The sequence below is a fragment of the Carnobacterium maltaromaticum DSM 20342 genome, from assembly GCF_000744945.1.
GTDB classification, from domain to species: Bacteria; Bacillota; Bacilli; order Lactobacillales; family Carnobacteriaceae; genus Carnobacterium; species Carnobacterium maltaromaticum.
The window spans coordinates 3064655-3083985 of sequence record NZ_JQMX01000001.1 but is presented as its reverse complement, the minus strand read 5'-3'; the positions used below and the strand labels follow the sequence as shown (position 1 = coordinate 3083985).

The 19331-nt window shown below is 35.3% G+C and carries 19 protein-coding genes and 1 other annotated feature (1 of these 20 cut by a window edge); of the genes, 5 read left to right on the top strand and 14 right to left on the bottom strand.

Features of this window, described 5'->3' with window-relative positions; translation table 11 throughout:
• Window positions 1-233, top strand: a binding site (T-box leader) (it extends 29 nt beyond the left edge of the window).
• Between the two features lie 68 nt (window positions 234-301).
• The 3 genes from BR77_RS14355 to BR77_RS14345 all read left to right on the top strand — a co-directional run bounded on the left by BR77_RS14355 (window position 302) and on the right by BR77_RS14345 (window position 2985).
• Window positions 302-1378 (top strand): methionine ABC transporter ATP-binding protein, encoded by a 1077-nt coding sequence (locus tag BR77_RS14355; protein ID WP_010051353.1) that lies wholly within the window; start codon window positions 302-304, stop codon window positions 1376-1378.
• A 22-nt stretch (window positions 1379-1400) separates the two neighbouring features.
• Window positions 1401-2081, top strand: a complete 681-nt coding sequence (locus tag BR77_RS14350) for a methionine ABC transporter permease (RefSeq protein WP_010051351.1) — start codon at window positions 1401-1403, stop codon at window positions 2079-2081.
• A 61-nt stretch (window positions 2082-2142) separates the two neighbouring features.
• Window positions 2143-2985 (top strand): MetQ/NlpA family ABC transporter substrate-binding protein, encoded by an 843-nt coding sequence (locus BR77_RS14345; RefSeq protein WP_010051349.1) that lies wholly within the window; start codon window positions 2143-2145, stop codon window positions 2983-2985.
• Between the two features lie 48 nt (window positions 2986-3033).
• On the opposite strand, the gene BR77_RS14340 is transcribed toward BR77_RS14345, so the two are convergent.
• The 6 genes from BR77_RS14340 to BR77_RS14315 all read right to left on the bottom strand — a co-directional run bounded on the left by BR77_RS14340 (window position 3034) and on the right by BR77_RS14315 (window position 10507).
• Window positions 3034-3456 carry a methylglyoxal synthase gene (locus BR77_RS14340; RefSeq protein ID WP_010051348.1) on the bottom strand — a complete coding sequence of 141 codons (423 nt, stop codon included), beginning with the start codon at window positions 3454-3456 and terminating at the stop codon, window positions 3034-3036.
• A 635-nt stretch (window positions 3457-4091) separates the two neighbouring features.
• A complete protein-coding gene (locus tag BR77_RS14335; RefSeq protein ID WP_010051347.1) occupies window positions 4092-5321 on the bottom strand; it encodes an MFS transporter in 1230 nt (409 codons plus the stop codon).
• Window positions 5322-5376: 55 nt separating this feature from the next.
• A complete protein-coding gene (aroD, locus tag BR77_RS14330; RefSeq protein ID WP_015077325.1) occupies window positions 5377-6138 on the bottom strand; it encodes a type I 3-dehydroquinate dehydratase in 762 nt (253 codons plus the stop codon).
• 32 nt (window positions 6139-6170) lie between these two features.
• On the bottom strand, window positions 6171-7376 hold the full coding sequence (locus BR77_RS14325; RefSeq protein ID WP_015077326.1) for an MFS transporter: 1206 nt from the start codon (window positions 7374-7376) through the stop codon (window positions 6171-6173).
• A gap of 81 nt (window positions 7377-7457) precedes the next feature.
• Window positions 7458-8327 carry a shikimate dehydrogenase gene (locus BR77_RS14320; RefSeq protein ID WP_015077327.1) on the bottom strand — a complete coding sequence of 290 codons (870 nt, stop codon included), beginning with the start codon at window positions 8325-8327 and terminating at the stop codon, window positions 7458-7460.
• A gap of 143 nt (window positions 8328-8470) precedes the next feature.
• Complete coding sequence (locus BR77_RS14315; RefSeq protein ID WP_016356602.1) at window positions 8471-10507, bottom strand: oxidoreductase; 2037 nt, start codon at window positions 10505-10507, stop codon at window positions 8471-8473.
• A 165-nt stretch (window positions 10508-10672) separates the two neighbouring features.
• On the opposite strand from BR77_RS14315, the gene BR77_RS14310 reads away from it, so the two are divergent.
• Window positions 10673-11584 carry a LysR family transcriptional regulator gene (locus tag BR77_RS14310; protein ID WP_035065431.1) on the top strand — a complete coding sequence of 304 codons (912 nt, stop codon included), beginning with the start codon at window positions 10673-10675 and terminating at the stop codon, window positions 11582-11584.
• Between the two features lie 52 nt (window positions 11585-11636).
• On the opposite strand, the gene BR77_RS14305 is transcribed toward BR77_RS14310, so the two are convergent.
• On the bottom strand, window positions 11637-12083 hold the full coding sequence (locus BR77_RS14305) for a GNAT family N-acetyltransferase (RefSeq protein WP_015077331.1): 447 nt from the start codon (window positions 12081-12083) through the stop codon (window positions 11637-11639).
• Entirely contained in the window at window positions 12070-12384 is a 315-nt protein-coding gene (locus BR77_RS14300; RefSeq protein WP_016356603.1) for a MerR family transcriptional regulator, read from the bottom strand. Before BR77_RS14300 ends, BR77_RS14305 begins: the two co-directional genes overlap by 14 nt.
• Before the next feature lie 352 nt (window positions 12385-12736).
• Between BR77_RS14300 and BR77_RS14295 the strand changes: the two genes are divergently transcribed.
• Window positions 12737-13324: a hypothetical protein gene (locus tag BR77_RS14295; RefSeq protein WP_015077333.1), complete on the top strand. Its 588-nt coding sequence runs from the start codon at window positions 12737-12739 to the stop codon at window positions 13322-13324.
• A gap of 84 nt (window positions 13325-13408) precedes the next feature.
• On the opposite strand, the gene BR77_RS14290 is transcribed toward BR77_RS14295, so the two are convergent.
• The 6 genes from BR77_RS14290 to BR77_RS14265 form a co-directional block, all read right to left on the bottom strand.
• The gene (locus tag BR77_RS14290; protein WP_010051340.1) at window positions 13409-14338 is read right to left on the bottom strand and encodes a D-ribose ABC transporter substrate-binding protein; all 930 of its coding nucleotides are present in this window, start codon (window positions 14336-14338) and stop codon (window positions 13409-13411) included.
• 22 nt (window positions 14339-14360) lie between these two features.
• Complete coding sequence (locus BR77_RS14285; RefSeq protein ID WP_015077334.1) at window positions 14361-15329, bottom strand: ABC transporter permease; 969 nt, start codon at window positions 15327-15329, stop codon at window positions 14361-14363.
• Between the two features lie 2 nt (window positions 15330-15331).
• Complete coding sequence (locus BR77_RS14280) at window positions 15332-16813, bottom strand: sugar ABC transporter ATP-binding protein (protein ID WP_015077335.1); 1482 nt, start codon at window positions 16811-16813, stop codon at window positions 15332-15334.
• Window positions 16814-16920: 107 nt separating this feature from the next.
• Window positions 16921-17316, bottom strand: coding sequence for a D-ribose pyranase (gene rbsD / locus BR77_RS14275; RefSeq protein WP_010051336.1), 396 nt, complete (start codon window positions 17314-17316; stop codon window positions 16921-16923).
• Window positions 17291-18196, bottom strand: coding sequence for a ribokinase (gene rbsK, locus BR77_RS14270; protein ID WP_015077336.1), 906 nt, complete (start codon window positions 18194-18196; stop codon window positions 17291-17293). Before rbsK ends, rbsD begins: the two co-directional genes overlap by 26 nt.
• Window positions 18193-19173, bottom strand: coding sequence for a LacI family DNA-binding transcriptional regulator (locus BR77_RS14265; RefSeq protein WP_016356604.1), 981 nt, complete (start codon window positions 19171-19173; stop codon window positions 18193-18195). Before BR77_RS14265 ends, rbsK begins: the two co-directional genes overlap by 4 nt.
• Between the last annotated feature and the right edge of the window lie 158 nt (window positions 19174-19331).

Below are 19331 nucleotides of genomic sequence, written 5' to 3'. Positions count from 1 at the left end.
AGTAAACGTAATAACAGAGAGCCTGATTGCTGAAAACAGGTTTACGACTACTAACAAGAAAATGGCCTCTGAGCGGGGTACCGAATTGGATTTTTCCATTAGGCTACCATGGGTGCACCCATTAACGTGCTAGGGTATCAGAACTTGGCGGTTCTTGTACTTAATGAGGGATTTCTTGCAAGGGAAATCTAAACAAAGGTGGTAACACGTACGTTCAAACGTTCGTCCTTCTAGTCAAAAGACTAGTTGGCGGACGTTTTTTTGTTGCCTAAAAACAAACTTTTTATATAGGAGGAAAAATATGATTACTTTAAAAGACATTGAGGTTACATTTGAAAATAAAGGCCAGAAAGTCGTTGCTGTTGATCAAGTTGATTTACAAGTTGAAAAAGGCGATGTTTTTGGAATTGTTGGTTATAGTGGGGCGGGGAAAAGTACCTTGGTTCGAACCATTAACTTATTGCAACGTCCTACTGCTGGTTCTGTCACTGTTGCGGGACAACATTTGTTGAACTTGAAACCGAAAGAATTAAGAGCTGCCCGCAAAAAAATAGGGATGATTTTTCAACATTTTAACTTAATGGCTTCCCGTACAATTGCCGAAAATGTAGCTTATCCTTTAAAAAATTCTGGGTTATCTAAGAAAGCCATTCGAGATAAGGTTAATCAATTGCTTGAACTAGTTGGTTTAACCGATAAACATCAGGCTTATCCTTCCCAATTATCTGGTGGGCAAAAACAGCGTGTCGCAATTGCCCGTTCATTGGCAAATGACCCTGAAGTTTTATTATGTGATGAAGCTACGAGTGCCTTAGATCCCAAAACAACTCTTTCCATTTTGAAATTACTTAAAGACTTAAATAAAAAATTGGATTTGACGATTGTAATCATCACTCATGAAATGCAAGTCGTTAAAGAAATTTGCAATAAGGTTGCCGTAATGGAAGATGGAAAAGTCATTGAAGCTGGCAGTATCGTTTCTATTTTCACTCAACCTAAAAAAGTCTTAACAAAAGATTTTATTAATACTGCAACTCACGTGGATCAAGGTTTAGAAACTATTTTGTCTCACCCAACGATTCTTGATTTGAAAAAGAATGATATCCTAGCAAAAATTTCGTATGTGGGCGCTACAACTAGTGAACCATTAATTGCCCATTTATACAGCCAATTTAGTGTTTCTACGAATATACTTTTCGGAAATGTCGAAATTCTACAAGAAGTACCGATTGGTAATCTAATTGTTGTTTTATCTGGTGAACCTGCCAAGCGCGAGAAAGCCCTAGCTTACTTGGCGTCAAAAGATGTTAAGGTTGATTTGATTCAACACAAACAAAATGTGGTTCCCTACCAAAAAAAAGAAAGCCAAATTAGCTAGCTAAACGGAAAGGATTGATTTTATGTCAAATTTTATTGAAACCTATTTTAAAAATGTTCCACCTTTGCGGGATGAATTTATTGAAAGTACTCTTCAAACTTTATATATGGCTGGTGTTACAGCTTTGATTGCAGGTGTTCTAGGAATTATCCTCGGTGTAATTTTAGTTGTCACAGATCAAGGCGGTATTTTAGAAAACAAGTACCTCTATAGTGTACTTGATAAAATTATCAATATCTTCCGCTCTATCCCCTTTATTATTATGTTAGCAGCGATTGTGCCTTTCACACGCTGGATTGCCCATACTTCAATCGGAACAACTGCAGCAATTGTTCCACTAGTAGTTGGAACAACACCGTTTTTTGCCAGACAAATTCAAAATGCTTTAGTTGAAGTTGACGCTGGGATTATTGAAGCGGCTCAATCAATGGGTTCTAGTCCACTTGGCATCATTTTCCGCGTTTATTTAAAAGAAGGCTTAAACGGCATTATTCGTGCTTCATCCTTAACAATTATCAATTTAATTGGTTTAACTGCCATGGCAGGAGCTGTTGGTGGCGGTGGTTTAGGTAACTTAGCTATTTCTAGAGGATATAATCGTTTTAATGATGATGTCACTTTTGTGGCAACATTGATTATCTTAGCAATTGTTTTTATTACACAGGCTATTGGAAATTATTTAATTCGCAAAACCAGTCATTAACATTTATCCAAAGTTACTAAATGATTTGATTAAAAACTAACAAACAAAAGGAGCAATAAAAATGAAAAAAACAAAAAAGGTAATTTTTAGTATTCTATTCGTTCTAAGTATTTTCATTCTGACAGCTTGTGGCGGTAATGCAGCAAAATCTGATGAGAAAAAAGTGGAAGTTGTTAAATTAGGTGTGGTTGGAGATGATACCCGTGTCTGGGATTCAGTTAAAGATCGTCTTAAAAAGGACAATATTGATTTACAAATTGTGAAATTTACTGATTATACTCAACCTAATTCAGCGTTAAATGAAGGCGAGCTTGATTTAAATTCTTTCCAACATCAAATTTTCTTAGATTCTTACAATAAAGATAGTGGGACTGATTTGGTTTCGATTGGCGAGACTGTGATTGCGCCACTAGGCATTTATTCTGAAAAAATTAAGGATGTCAAAGAATTAAAAGAAAATGATATCGTGGCAATTCCAAATGATGTCACTAATGGTGGTCGGGCACTCTTGCTTTTACAAACAGCTGGTTTAATTAAAGTTGATCCTGCTGCTAAACAAACACCCACTGTTAAAGACATTACAGAGAACAAATTAAAGTTAGAAATTAAAGAATTGGATGCAGCCCAAACTGCACGAGCTCTTGCTGACACTACTATTTCCTTAATCAATAGCGGTATGGCTGTGGATGCGGGTCTTATTCCAAATAAAGATGCTATCTTTTTAGAGCCGATTGATGGTACTTCTAAGCCTTATATCAATATCATTGTGGCTAATGCAAAAGATAAAGACAATAAAACGTACAAAAAAGTTGTCGAAGCGTATCAATCACCTGAGACCATTAAAGTGATTGAAGAAACATCGAAAGGTTCGTCAATTCCTGTTTGGGAGACGGATTCAAAATAAACATATAAGCCAGTGACTGAAAAACTATTCAGTCACTGGCTTTATTGTTTAGATATCTAAAATTTCACCTTCACTCTTATTTTTCAGATTACGCCAATCGGCAAAACCGGATTTTAGTCCTCTTAGCAATATTTCAGCTGTTCCAATATTCGTTGCCAATGGAATCTCATAGACATCACTTAAACGAATTAGTGCTGTAACATCAGGCTCATGGGGCTGCGCTGCTAATGGATCTCTTAAAAATATAACCATATCCATCTTATCTTCAGAAATAAGTGCACCAATTTGCTGATCACCACCTAATGGACCAGATTTAAACCGATGCACAGGTAAACCCGTTGCTTCTATCACACGTTTACCGGTTGTTCCTGTGGCATATAAAGTATGCTCTTTTAATATTTCACGATAAGCAATTGCAAGCTCAATCATTAATTCTTTTTTTCGATCGTGGGCAATTAATGCGATATTCATTAATTTTCATCTCCTTATTGAAAGCATTTTCTTAATCATACCATATTCTCTCCTAAAAGATGTAGTCTAAATGCTGCTTGATTAAATAGTTATTTTTAAGCATTTAAAGGTTGATAAGACAATCATTATACTCCTACATTAGAATAATGTTAAAGTAAAGAAGCTCACTTATCATTAAATTATCACCAAATTTAGTGAAAAAGATTATGCTGTTTTCATTCTCTTATCAGTAAAAGACGCTATACTACATAAGTAGTCCAAACTAAATCTTTTTTATTTTTATACTCTTTTCTGCCCCTATTGAAAAGAGTCACTCCCCCTAGCTACCTCTTTTGAGGTAGCTTTTTTTATTGAGATGTATTCTTAAGAATTTCGCTACTTTTTCATCACACTTTCTTCATATTTATTGAGTATAGTATACATATACCAACAACAACCAACTTTTTCATTTTTCATTAACCGTCAATCTCCTCCAAAGTTTAACGGTTAACCAATCAAAATAGCTTAGTCTATTTTGACTTCACGTTTTAAGTAACGTGACCAACTCCTTTTAGCCACTGTTTACGCAGTGGCTTTTTTTGTTGCTAAAAAAGAAACTCGCTAAAACCAATAATGATTTTAGCGAGCTTCTTTTCTTAAATTTCTTGAAAAACTGATGGAACTTCTACTGCTTTTTTTAGATTGGTTAACTTGCGGTATCGAATAGCAACTAGTACTGCAACAATCACACTTGCTAAAGTAATACCACAGTTAAAAATGAAGACATAAAGAATATTTCTTTCACTTAAATTCCCTGTAATTAACGGAATCAACATCACTGAAAATGAGGTCATTAACGTATAATAGCTAGTCATTCTGCCTTTATTTTCTGGGAAAAACTCCAACAGAATCGCCAAGGCAAGCTGCCAAATACCACCTGATGAAAAGATACCAATACCAAAAGCTGCGATACTACAACCTAATGGTGTTGGAAAAAGGATTACTAGGATTAAAACGATTAAAGAAGCAATAGAACAACTCAGAATCATCGTAATAGGTTGCATCCATTTTTTAATCAAAAAGGCCGTAATAAAAACAGAAATCATGGATCCTACACTGTATAAACTCACCAACATTAGTGAGCTAGATTTTGCCATTCCGGCTAACTCTTCTGCGTAACGTGGCAGCCACAATACAATAATATTAAATGTAGAAACTGAAGTAAATCCAAATATAGTTAGGGCTAATCCTTCAACTAAAAAGACTGGTTTTTGGTTAAATTTAGTAGCTTTTTGTTCTTTTTCAACTGCTAAACTAGTCTGGGATAGTTTTGGAAACCGCCTTTTTTGCATAAAAAAGATATTCGCAAAAAGTGCAACTAAACAGAGGATAAAGCTATACCCAAAATAAAGATTATTTGCGATCAAAAAACCAACGACTATCGGTAAAATTAATTGACCTAATGAAATAAAAGCCTTATTTAAGACACTCATAAAACCATTTGCTTCAGGATATGCTTCCATTAAAGCTGGGTATGTACCGGTATCCAAAAGAGCATTGGCAAAACCAGCAAACAGTGTGAAAAAGGTTGCCATCCACATATTTTGGCTAATTAGAATTCCACCAAAAAAAATAACATAGCTAAACATACCTAACCAAACAATCTTTTTTCGTCCATAACGATCAGACATTCGACCGGCAAAATATAAAATTAGAATTCGACCAAAGCCAATCCCAGAGATGACGATTGAAATGCCCGCTGCATTTGTATTTAATTGCCCCATTAATGGCACCATATTTTGGGCCAATATGATCGCCGCCATTCCTTGTAGTATATAATTAATATACAGTGCCATCACTGTTGAAAAATAGGAATTTTCAGACATTTTTCTTCATCCTCTCTGGTAACTTTAGTTTCATTAAGCCTACGAATAAAACGGATTATTTACTTTTATGCAATAAATCTAATACTGAACGTAATTCTGCTATCGGAACTTGCCCTGGTGCTGAAGCTTTTTTAGCTGCCCCAAAAGTCATCGCTGAACCGAAAGTTTCACCTGCTAAACGACTAACAACACCTAAACCACCCATCGACATCGTCACAATTGGGCGATCCGTAAATTCAGCTTGCATGGTTGCTGTAGCATCTAACAAAACCACCACATCTTGAGATGAGTTAGGCATAACAGCAATTTTACAAATATCTGCATTCAACGTTTGCATTTTCTTCAAGCGTGAAATAATTTCTTCTTTATCTGGTGTTTTATCAAAATCATGGTTACACATCACCACTTTTACATCATGTTGGTGCGCCCAATCTACTGCGGCTAAAATAGCTGTATCTCCCATAAATAATTCAATATCGGTTAAATCAACTAATCCACTAGCCATCATTTTTTGATTTAACTCAAAATAATAAGTTTCCGAAATTTCACGTTCGCCACCTTCTTTTAAAGTACGGAAGGTAAATAAAATCGGTTTTTGCTTTAAAATAGTTCGGATTTCTGTTGCTGCTTCGATTACTTTTTCTATCTCTTCAACATCGTTAAAAAAATCGACACGCCACTCAACAATATCTAAATCAAGTCCAACTAACTCCGTTGCTTCTTCTTTTAATTCGGTCAGCGTCTTGCCAACCATTGGTACACATATTTTAGGTGCACCCTCGCCTAAAATGACATCTTTAACAGTCACGGTCTTCATTATATCGCCCCCATAGTCTCATACTTATCTATTTAATTTAGTTCATTTGATTTTGTGAATACTTTATTATATCTTACGTAAATCACTAGTGCTAGTAAAAATCCAATAAAAGCAATTCCAACATCAAAAAGAATAATGTTCGCAATATTTGTTTTTGATAATTGTCCTGTAATTAATGGAATCGTAAATGACGCAATACTTCCAGCTGTATAAAATATTCCCGTAACTTTTCCTTTTCCAGCCGGGAACATTTCGGCCATGACTGTTAAGCCTAACTGTAACACTCCTCCTGCTGCTGAAAAACCAATCACAAATGCGGCAATAATACAGACTAATGGTGTTGGGAATAACCAAAGAATTAGTAATGCTACAAAGGAAATAAAGGTATAAATAACTAAAAATTGAACAGGTTTGTATTTCTTTTTAACTAACGCTGATGTAAAGAATACGCAAACTAAAGAGCCAACACTATAGTAACTAATTAGTGCTCTAGACGCCGCATCTCCCATACCTGCAATCTCATTTCCATATTTAGTCAACCATTGGCTAACTAAATAAAAAGTTGCTTGAGCGATGTACCCATATAAAATAAAACACACGCCTTCAACAGCAAATTTTACTTTACGAACTGGTTGAGCTAGATTGGCTGATTCTTCTGGTTTATCTGAGATACTCGCCTCTTTATCTGGAAAAGGCTTGTTAAATAGATAGATACCATTTACAACAAAAATTATAATAGCTAAAATAAAGGTCCATCCGTACCACATATTTGTCGACACAATCAATCCAACCATTAATGGCAAAGCAAATTGACCCGCAGAAATAAAGGCCTTAATAATAATATTGGCTGTTCCTGGTGATTCTGGGAAAGATTCCATCAAGGCTGGATAAGTTCCCGAATCTAAAAATGAGTTTGCAATTCCTGCTAAAATACCAAAAATGTAGGCAACAGCAATACTGGGACTAAACAAAATTCCCGCAAAAAACAACGCATAGGTGAACATACCTAGATAAACAAACGGTCGTCGACCAAATTTGTCTGATAATGCTCCTGAAGCCATTAAAACAATCAAACGTCCAATTCCTAAAGATGAAATAACAATTGCAACACCTGCACTGTCCGTTCCCCATTGTTTCCCTAATGCATCCATATTTTGAGCTAAAATAATAACTCCCATTCCATGAACAAAGTAATTAATATACAAACCAATTGCCGTGGGCATATACTTATTTTTCATTATTACTCTCCTTTTCAATTGCGTATTTATTCACAAATAAGTTTCTTACTAGAGAATCGATATTCTCTAGTAAGAACATTTTTATTTTTCAAAAAGCAACTCTCGAATATATTCAACAGGCATTTCTTGTCCCGTCCACATTTCAAAGGCAGCCGCACCTTGCCATAACATCATTCCTAAACCATTTACCGTTTTACAACCTTGCTCTTTCGCTAATTTCAGTAATTTAGTTTCACTTGGTACATAAACAACATCTGCTACAACTAACTCTTTACGTAACATAGTTGGATCTGTAATTAAACTTTCATCTTGTAAAGGTTTCATGCCTACACCCGTTGCATTTGTAAAAATAACACTTTCAGCAATTTGCTGACGTAAGCTCTCTTGATCTTTTAAATCATATAATGTCGCTTTACAATCCGTTTTCTCATTAATTAAGGCAACTGTTCGTTCTGCATTTTTAAAGAACTCATCTTGTCGATTAAAAATAGACAACTCTTTCACGCCATCTAAAGCTGCTTGGATACAGATTGCTGTTGCTGCTCCACCGGCTCCACAAATCGTCATTTTTTCGCCAATGATACTGACGTCAGACTGTTTTAAACCACGCATAAAGCCTGTACCATCTGTAATGTGTCCAGTTAAAATACCATTATCATTCACAATTGTATTAACGGCACCGACCATTTCAGCAGCTGGGGATAATTTATCCAAATACTTAGTAACGACTTGCTTATTTGGCATTGAAATATTCGAACCACGCATACCTAACGCACGAATCGCTTGAATTCCATTTTCTAGTTGATCCGTTCCAACCTCAAAAGCTAAATACGCATAGTCTAAACCTAATTTTGCAAAAGCTTCATTGTGCATTGTTGGAGATAAACTATGTCGAATCGGTGTTGCCATTAAACCAATCAATTCTGTGTGTCCTGATAATCTTTCTGTCATTTTTTCCAACTTCCTCTCATTTATCGTTTACTCATTCATTCTAATTGCTTGTGTTTAAGATGATAATTCAATTCTAGCTATATTATTCCCTAAGAGGTGAGATAAGGTGGTTGTGTACCCCTTAGAGAAGAATAATAAATTAGTTAAAAATTTCCAGAAAATAGTTTTAATTGACTTAGCGGTTTGCTTCGATCCACCTGATGAATTGTTGTTAAAATGTCACGAGCTTCCCTAGTCCCTTCAATAATTCTGCGAGCCACTTTACTATCGCCAATATTAACAACAGCAGTGTCTGTTGCTTTTCCGTATTCAAGTAAGGCTTCCATCATAGGACTATCCCCACGCATACCTAAACAAACAAACCCAATATCAAATGGAATTTCACTCTCTTTTCCAGCTTGTTTTACTTTGAAATGATCTTGGCAAACTTCGGTTAAAGCTGTTTCAGTATATTCTTGGACACCATGACGTTTGATCATATCCATCATCGAAATACGAGTAATTAAATCTAAATCTTTGCCAAGTTTTTCTTGCATTTCAACAATAGATACTTCAGCAGCCCCACGTTCTGCATAATACTCCACAACATCCAAACCAACTGCTCCACCACCAATAACGGCGATGCGTTTGCCTTCAAACTCTTCAAAATTCTCCATGTTGTTTAGTAAATCAAAAATAGAGAATACTTGACGATTTGGATTTTCTAATTGTTCTTTTAGCCCCTTGATTGGTGGCAGTAAAGGTTTTGCTCCAGTAGCATTCACAATAATATCTGGTGCTAACATTTCAATAGTCTTTAGATCTGCTCGTGTATTTAAATGAATGGTTAGATTAGGTAATTGCTTAGCTCTTTCTTCCAAGTATACGACATAATCGTCAATCCGTTTTTTATCTGGTAAACGAGCAATTTCACGTGCCAACCCACCTAGATAGCTTTTCTCTTCAAATAAGGTCACTTGAACGCCAACTTCTGCTGCTGTTGTAGCAGCTTCAAGAGCAGCTGTTCCACCACCAATAACCACCATACTCAGATTATTTTTGACTTGGTTTTGCTTAAAGGCATCTTCATGAATCACATCTGGATTTACAGTACATCGTAATGGTCGAGATTTCGCAATTCGATGATCTGCACACCCTATATTACAGGAAATACATTTACGCAATAAATTTTCTTGTCCGTTAGCGACTTTATTGACCCAATTCGGTTCAGCGATTAAGCCACGTCCCATTGCTAATAAATCTGCATCGCCACGAACTAAAATATCATTGGCTACTTGAGGGCTCCGAATATTGCCTGATGTAATTGTGACTTTACCAAATTTTTCTTTAACTGCTCGAGCCATGTAAGAGCGCCAACCATCAGCCAGATTCATTTGATCAATTTGATACTGAATACTATCATTTAAAGCAGCTGATACATTTAGAATATCGACTTCCTCTGAAAAATAAGTTAATAATTCTAACGTATCTTCTAAACTATTTCCGCCTTCTAAAAATTCATCTGCACTGATTCGAATACAGATTGGGAAAAAGGGGCCAACTGCTTGCCGAACTTCAGCAACAACTAATTGAGCAAAACGAGCACGATTTTCTGGACTTCCACCAAATTCATCTTGGCGCTTATTATAAAGTGGCGATAAGAATTGACTAATTAAATAAGAATGCCCTGCATGAATTTCAACACAATCAAATCCCGCTCTTTGGGCTCTATTGGCAGCCTCACCGTATTTTTTTACAATCTCCATGATTTCGTCTTTTTCTAATGGTCGTGGAATTGCATTTCCTGTTTTAGAAGGAATATTTGATGCTGATACTGGCTGTTGTCCATTTAAACGCAAGCCATAAGCTGAAGCACCTGCATGGTTAATTTGAACCGATGTACAGGCTCCATATGCATGCATCACTTCATTAAAGCGCCATAAACCTGGCAAATATTGGTCATTATCAATGCGTAATTGAGTCGTTCCATTCGTTCCCATTGGAAAATCAAGACACGCATTTTCTAAGGTAATTAACCCAGTCCCACCTTTAGCACGTTGTTCATAATAAGTAATATGCTCATTGTTAAACGAGCCATCCAAATTAGCAAAGTTCGTTCCCATTGGAGGCATCATCACACGATTTTTCAACGTCATTCGTTTAATTACTAAGGGTTCAAATAAAGCTGCATATTGTTCCATTTTATCTCCTCCACTTTTTTTAATTCGATTTACTATATACATTCGACACATTGCTCTTTATTTCACAATTTCAGTATAAACGGAAAAATCATATAATTCTAATGCATATTTTTGTATTTATTGATAGAATAAAACTATGAATCGAAATAGACTGGAGGAATTCCTATGAATTTAAAACAGCTTTATTATTTTAAAATGCTAGCAAAAACAGAACATATGACGCAAGCCGCTGAACAATTATCCATCACCCAGCCTAGTTTAAGCAATTCCATGACTGAACTTGAAAAAGAATTAGGCACATTTTTATTTGAAAAAAATGGAAGAAATATTCGCTTAACAAAGTATGGGCATTTCTTCTTAAGTTATGTAGAACGTTCTTTAAATGAACTGGAACATGGGGAAAAAGCATTAAAAGAATTAGTTAGTCCTGATCGGGGACATATTGACTTAGCTTTTATTTATACCTTAGGGCCTTATTTTGCGCCACTTTTGTTAAAAGAGTTTCAAATAATTGATGCCCATCAAAATATTTCTTTTTCTTTTTATCAAGGGAATACTAAAAATATTATCAAAAGTTTGAAAGCTGAACAATCCGATATCGCCATTTGTTCGATGATTACACCTGATGACCAACTCCATTTTGAACCGATTGCAGAAGAGGAAATTGTTTTAATCGTGCCTTTGGATCATCCATTAGCCTACTTTGATGAAATTGATTTAAAAAATACGGCTGGCTATCCCTTTATTTCATTTAACAAAAAAAGTGGGATTCGTCCGATGATTGATGCGATGCTAGCCGAAGTTAATGTTGTTCCATCAATTGTTTGCGAGGTGGAAGAAGACCATACGATGGCGGGCTTTGTTGCCTTTGGTCATGGCATTGGTATTGTACCAAGAATTGCAGCTTTAGACTATTACAAAGTTAAAATTCTCCACATTACCAACCCTACTTACCAACGTACTATCTATGCAACAACCTTGAAAAATCATTATCTTTCACCAGCCACTCGGTTATTTAGAGACTTTATTGTTGACTATGGGCAACAACACTTTTTAGCTTCTGGTAAAAAGATTTAAAAAAAAATAAAAGCACAGTAAGTCAGAGTTAAAAAAACTGACTTACTGTGCTTTATTTAGTTAATTCTAAATGTAAAATTGGATAGGCTCTACCTTCACTATCTAATTCGTCTCTAGTAGCTATCTGAAAACCATTTTTTAAATAAAATGTCACCGCTGCTTCGTTTTGCTCATTCACGTCAACTTTAGTAACCTCGAAAGCTGATAATAATTCTTTTAAGATTTGTTTGCCATAACCTTTTCCAATTTGATTTGGATCAATAAATAGCATTTCCAGCGTGTCTTCACTAACAGCTGAAAAACCAATCATTTTTTCCGACTGGCTCCAAACTTGAACGTTCATTTTAGGTAACCAATAACGAATTTCAGCCTCAATACTAGACATATCTTCTGGTTTTAAAAAATGATGCGTCGCTAAAACTGAACGTTTCCAAACTTGAATGATTTGAGCATAATCCTTGGGTGTCGCTTGTTGATAATTAATTTCATTTTTCTTCATTTTCTATTCTCGCTTTTTCTAATTTTTCAAAAGCTTCTGCTAGATTTTTCATTCGGACTTCAACTTTTTCAGTCGCTTTTTCTAACGTGTACCCCTCATCCAGTAGTTCTTTAATTAAAATTATTTTTTTTATTTCATAATAGTCAAATTTTCTGGTTTTATTTACGCCTTCATCAACACTTTTAATGATATTTTTACTCTCCCAATACCGTAGTTTTCTAATTGGAATTCCCGTAATATTTGCTGCCTCACCTATATTAACAGACATTTTTTTTAATAATTCAATATCAATGATATCCATGTCGTCCTCCCTATTTTCTGTCTATATTAGTATAACTCAAATTTAAACTATTGACAATTTTTGTATATGATATATACTAATTGTAGATTATCTACAAAAAAGAGGTGGTTTTTATGTGCTAGTAATGAGTACTTTTACATTTTTACGATTATCTAAGTTCATTTTTTTTGAAACTAGAAATATTAGGTATCGGATGTGATTTATTATTAAAAAGAAACTAAAAATTAGTTTAATTATTGTTGCTTTACTTTTTATGTCCTTCACTATTTATGCTGTTACTAGTAACTCGATAGGTATGAATCAAAAAAACAGACTTCCTCTCAAGGGAGAAAGTAAAAAAGGAGAAAAAAATATGAACACTCAAACGAATTCCTTAGATTTAAAAAAGCAATACTCGGATATTTTTAAACTTGTAGAACAAACGTTGGAAATACCAGAGGGATATAAATTAGCCTCTATCAAAGATACAATTCAACAAAATGGCAAGCCTGTATTATTAATTAGATACACGCCAGAAAGTAATAAGACTGATTTATACGGTGAACATTTTTCTGTAACCGTTGAAAAAGAAACCAATTATATTCTAGGTTTTACCAACATGAATAGAAAATTCAACTTAATAGATAACAAACTATTATTAACTCATGAAGAAACAGAACAAATAGCTAAAGATTTTTTAACTAGATTAGAACCAGGTTATTTTGAAAAGTTAGAAAATTTGTGGATTGATCAACATGATGAGGAAATTATAATCAACGATAAAAAAATGACAATCTCTGGCATGAAGTATAAATGCTATCTACCAGAAACAGAAAATTATACTTGGGTTATCGTTGGAAGCGATGGAGATATAGTTACTTTTGAACGTGGAATTATTTGGGTAAATAGTCGGGTAACTGAAAAGTGGTTACATGATTCTTATTTAGATGAGCAATTCTAATTTAATCTAGCACTGCGTTTAATTAAAAAAATAGAAATGCAGTTAAATTAAGGCTTTATTCCTTAATCCAACTGCATTTTTAGTTTATTTTTTTATTAATTCTAAAGGCGAATCAATCTTAGACTCAACTTTTTTCCCTGCAAAATGATCAAAAGCTGCTTGTAGAGCTAATTTGCCCATTTCTTCAGGTTGTTGAGCAACAGTAGCACTCATTTTTCCTGCTTTAATAGCCTTCAATCCATCTTCTGTACCATCAAATCCAACAACAGTAATCGCATCCGTTTTACCTGCTGCACCAATGGCTTCAACTGCTCCCAATGCCATTTCATCATTCTGAGCAAAGACCGCTTGGACTTCTGGATTCGATTGCAACATATTTTCCATAACTGTTAACCCTTTAGCACGGTCAAAGTTAGCCGCTTGTTGAGCGATAATATCTAATTTACCTTTGGCATACTCATCGAAACCTTTTCCACGTTCTCGTGTTGCTGAAGCTCCTGGAACACCTTGTAATTCCACAACTTTCGCTTCCGAACCGACAACTTCTTCAATATATTTAGCTGCCATTTTTCCGCCTTCGATATTGTTAGAAGCAACTAAACTCAACAATTTTCCGCCTTCACTATCACGATCAATCGCAATAACTGGAATATTGGCTGCATTTGCCGATTCCACTGCTGGAGTAATTGCAGATGAGTCAACTGGATTGATTAACAAAATATCAACCCCTTGTTGAATTAAATCATCAACATCATTGCTTTGTTTAGCTGTATCATCTTGTGCGTCAACAATTTTTAATTTTGTCCCTTTTTCATCCGCTAACTTTTGAATTCCATTTTCTAATGATACAAAAAACGGGTTATTCAATGTCGATAAAGATACTCCTACAACTAATTCTTTTTCTTCTTTCTTGACAACCTTATCGCTACTTGAATTTTCTCCATCTAATGTTGCTGCTCCACAACCTGCCATTAATAATAATGATGCTCCTAATAAAAGTACCAGTTTTTTCATTTTATTTCTCCCTCTTATTAATTTATTTTTTCTTGCGATCTAATAAAACAGCGATGATAATAACGATTCCTTTGACAATTTGTTGATAAAAACTTGAAACACCTAATAAATTCAGACCATTATTTAAGGTTCCAATAATTAGTGCCCCAATCAAGGTTCCAAAAATACGACCACGTCCACCGGATAAACTTGTTCCTCCTAAAACAACCGCAGCAATTGCATCCATTTCATAGGCTTGACCTGCATTTGGTTGGGCTGAATTCAAACGTGAGGTAATAATAATCCCACTAATTGAAGCCATCATGCCTGACAAAGCATAAATCATAGTTTTCACACGATCAATTTTGATTCCTGCAACAAAAGCAGCTTTTTCATTGCCACCAATTGCATATGTTTTACGACCGAATGTCATTTTATGCAAGACTAAGAATAAAATAGCAAAAGCCACAACCATTAAAATAACTGGAAACGGAATCCCAAATAGGTAGCCACGCCCGACAAATTTGAAAATAAAGCTATCGCCAATTCCTGTAATTGGATTGCCATCTGTATAAACTAAGGTAGCTCCCCGAAAAATAGTCATTGTTGCCAATGTCGCAATAAACGGAGCCATTTTACCTTTTGTAATTAATAATCCGTTAATAGCACCAAGAATTCCTCCAATCATGACGCCAATAATCATTGCTAATAAAGGATCAATTCCAGACGTAATCATGCCTGCAACCAAAGCCCCACTTAAAGCTAAGGTTGAACCAACTGACAAATCTATCCCACCAGTCAAAATGACAAAGGTCATTCCAAAGGCAATTAACGCATTGACTGAAACTTGACGAAGTAAGTTCAATAAGTTAATTGGGGCAATAAAACTCGGATTCATAGCTGTCACAATAATAATTAAAACCAGTAAAGCTAATAATGGACCTAGTTTTCCAATCAATTCTTTACCAGTATATTTCTTTTTAGGTAACTCCACTTTCAATTCATCCTTCATAACTATTTCCCTCCTGTAGCAAGATTCATTATTTTTTCTTGCGTCGCTTCTGTCCGATTAAGTTCTCCAGCAATTTTGCCTTCATGAACGACTAAAATCCGATCACTAACACCTAATACTTCTGGTAAATCACTCGACACCATCACGATTGCCACGCCTCTTTCAGCTAGCTCATTCATCAACTGATAAATTTCACGTTTAGCCCCAACATCAACACCACGAGTCGGTTCATCTAAGATTAATACTTTAGGTCCAATCCCAATCCATTTTGCTAGTACAACTTTTTGCTGATTCCCACCAGAAAGGCTGCCAGCTGAGATATCTTCGTTTTGCGCTTTAACTGTTAGCCGTTTCATTAACAACTGAACAAATTCATCTTCTGTTTTAGTATCAATTAACCCTCTAACTCTAAACTCATCAATACTTGGCAAACTAATATTGTCTTTAATTGAAAAATCTAAAACTAAGCCCTCTTCTTTTCTATTTTCTGTTAAAAAACCAACACCAGCTTTAATAGCGGTACTCGGATTTTTCAATTGAACTTTTTTTCCTTCAAGAATTATTTCGCCTTGACTGATTGGATCTATTCCAAAAATCCCTCGCATTATTTCAGTTCTGCCAGCACCCATTAAGCCAGAAAAACCGACAATTTCACCTGATTTAACCGAAAATGAAATATTCTCAAAACCACTAGTGCCAGATAGATTTTTGACTTCAAAAACTGTTTCGCCAATTTCAGCATTCTTCTTAGGGTAATAATCGCTAATTTCTCGACCAACCATCTTACGAACGACATCATCCACATTGGTTTCTTTCGTCAACGTTGTATCCACCGTCATTCCGTCTCGCATCACTGTGATTCGATCACTAATTTCAAAAATCTCTTCCATTCGATGAGAAATATAAATAATGGCAACTTCCTTCGTTTTCAAATGCTGAATAATTTTAAATAGCATCCGGATTTCACGATCCGTTAAAGCAGCTGTTGGCTCATCCATAATCAGTACTTGGCAATCAGTCATCAGAGCTTTCGCAATCTCAATCATCTGCTGTTGCCCGACAGAAAGTGTTTGAACATCTGCATCTAAATCCATTGTAATGCCTAATTCTTTAAACGTTTTTAATGCTAACGTTTTCATTTCTTTCGAACGAATAAATCCGATTTTATTTTTCATTTCTTTGCCGATAAATAAGTTCTCTAAAACCGTCATCTGCGGCCAAGTATTCATTTCTTGATGAATAAAACTAACGCCATGCTCTTCAGCTTCTTTTGGATTTGTGTAACTATGCTCTTTTCCATTAATTAAAATTGTTCCCTGATCTTTTTTATGCATACCCGTTAAAATATTCATCATGGTTGATTTACCAGCACCATTTTCGCCCATCAAGGCATGAATTTCACCACCATGAGTATCAAAATTCACACCTTCTAAAACAGCATTTGTTCCAAAGGCTTTATAGATATTCTTCATTATGACTTCCATATTTTGGACCTCCCTAGTGTAGTATGCTCATTGAGCCGTTTAACTCTGCTGAAAAATGATGAAATCTTCTGCCAGAGTTGGCTCATAAGAGCTAGTCTAAGAAACTATTAAAAAATAACTCCAGCTTGTAAAATAACATTTGAATAAGGAGTGGCTTCACCTGTACGGATAATAACTTTAGATTTCTTCGTTTGTTCCTTAAACTCTTCATGACTAAGGTAATGAATTGGAATCATTGGGGCTAGCTCTTTTATTTGCTTAAGTTGCTTTTGATTACTAACTCCAATTTCTTTGGCTAACACCATCTCTTCAACAACCATATCTTCTAGTACTAAGCCGAAAACTTTTATAAATTCGGGATCTGATAAAGCTAAGGCTAAATCAATTTTTAAAACTCCCTCTGGAACAGGCAAACCTGCATCGCCAATTGTAATTTGATCTGTATGTCCTAAGTCGCTTAATACTTTTGAAATATCACTATTTAAAATTCCATGTTTTTTCATATCCAGGTTGCTCCTTCAATTCCTCTAGTTTTGGCATACCACCTTGTGCCCCAAATTTTTGAATGGAAAGAGACGCCGCTAAATTTCCAAATCGGATACTTTCTGCAACACTTAGTTGATTCGTTAAGGCTACGGAAAAAGCTCCATTAAATGTATCCCCGGCACCAGTTGTATCAACAGGTGTCACTTGGTAAGAAGGCACTAAAATTTCTTCTTGTCCATTATTAAAGAGCACACCTTTTGATCCTACTGTAATAATCAACTTATTTGGGTATTTCGCTAAGCCTTCCGACACCGTTAATTGCGGAAATAACTCTTCAAATTCATGCTCATTTGGTGTTAAATAGGTCACTTTATCAATTACATTTTGACTAATTGAACGTGCTGGCGCTGGATTTAAGACAGTTGGAATCTTATGTTGATAACAAAAATCAACAATCGCTTCGACTGTTTCGCTAGGAATTTCTTGTTGCAGTAACACTAAATCACTAGTTTTTATTCGTTCTTGGTTTTTAGTTAGTTGTTGGATATCAACAGCATTATTGGCTCCAGATATCACAACAATACTATTATCGCCATCTGCTAAAGTAATATGTGCCGAACCACTAGGTAAATGTGTAACGGGTTCCACACCGCTGACAGAGATCTGATTTTCTTTTAAATTCGCTATGATTTCTGTTCCAAATGAATCTGCTCCAACTTTCCCTATCATGGCAACATGACTGCCTAATCGTGCAGCAGCAACTGCTTGATTCGCTCCTTTTCCACCAAAAGTTGTTTTAAAATCATTCCCAATAATTGTTTCACCAACTACGGGGCGTTTATCTACACTTACAACAAAATCTTTTGCTAAACTTCCAATAACAGTTATTTTACTCATTCTAAAACCTTCTTCCTTAAAGACTCTCTAATTTTTATTTTTACTGGTAACTGAATCGTTTTTTCTTTCACCAGTTTATTTTCAATTCGATCACATAATAATTCTGCTCCACGGAAGCCAATTTCGTATGCTGGTTGGGCAATCGTCGCTAAACTAGGAAAAAGCATCTGGCTAAACGGAATATCATCATACCCAATGATTTGAAGCACTTCTGGCACTTTAATGCCACGGCGCAAAGCTTCTTGTAAAATCGATAACGCATGAACATCATTAGATGCAATGATGCTATCCACTTTTGGAAATTGTTTAAATAATTCATCTGTTGTCGCTTGGGTAGCATCAAACTGGAAAGAACTCGTTTCCAATAAATGATAGTTTAACTTGAAATTATTTAAAACTTTTTCCGTTCCTCTTAAACGTTCCAATGAGCCATGAATACTTCTTGGACCAACCATCACGACGATTTCTTTTGGATTGCGTTCTGCAATTGCTTGAGCTGCTAGTTGACCGCCTTCGAAATCATTTGAATGCACGCCATACTCTTTATCTGTATCCACACGATCAAGCATCACTAAAGGAATATTTTTCAATTCTTTCGTGCCACCATTAATCGCTGATAATACACCAGCAACGTTATTTTGAGCAAAGGCTTTTAAGTATTCTTTTTCTTTGTCCATATCTTCTTGCACATTACCTAAAATAAGTTGATACCCCATTTGGTTCATCTTATCTTCGACACCTTTAGCAAGTAAAGGAAAGAATGGGTTTGATATATCTGGCAACAACAATCCAACAAACTTAGACTTTTTTTGGAATAATGATCTAGCAACTTCATTCGGATAAAAATTAAGTTCTTTAATTGCCAGCTCAATTTTCTTTCTTGATTCTACACCAACATATCCACTATTGTTGATTGTTCGTGAAACAGTCGCTACTGAAACACCTGCATGCTTTGCTACATCTTTAATTGTTGTCATTATCTCACCACTTTTCTTTTGTGTAACCGATTACACATTTATAATAGCACGGCTACTTTTGAATTGCAAGAAGAATTATTTCGTGAAAAAAAGGAGCAAACCCAATTTTATATCCTCTGGTTTACTCCTTAGTATTCATTTTTAAACGTTAGGTGATT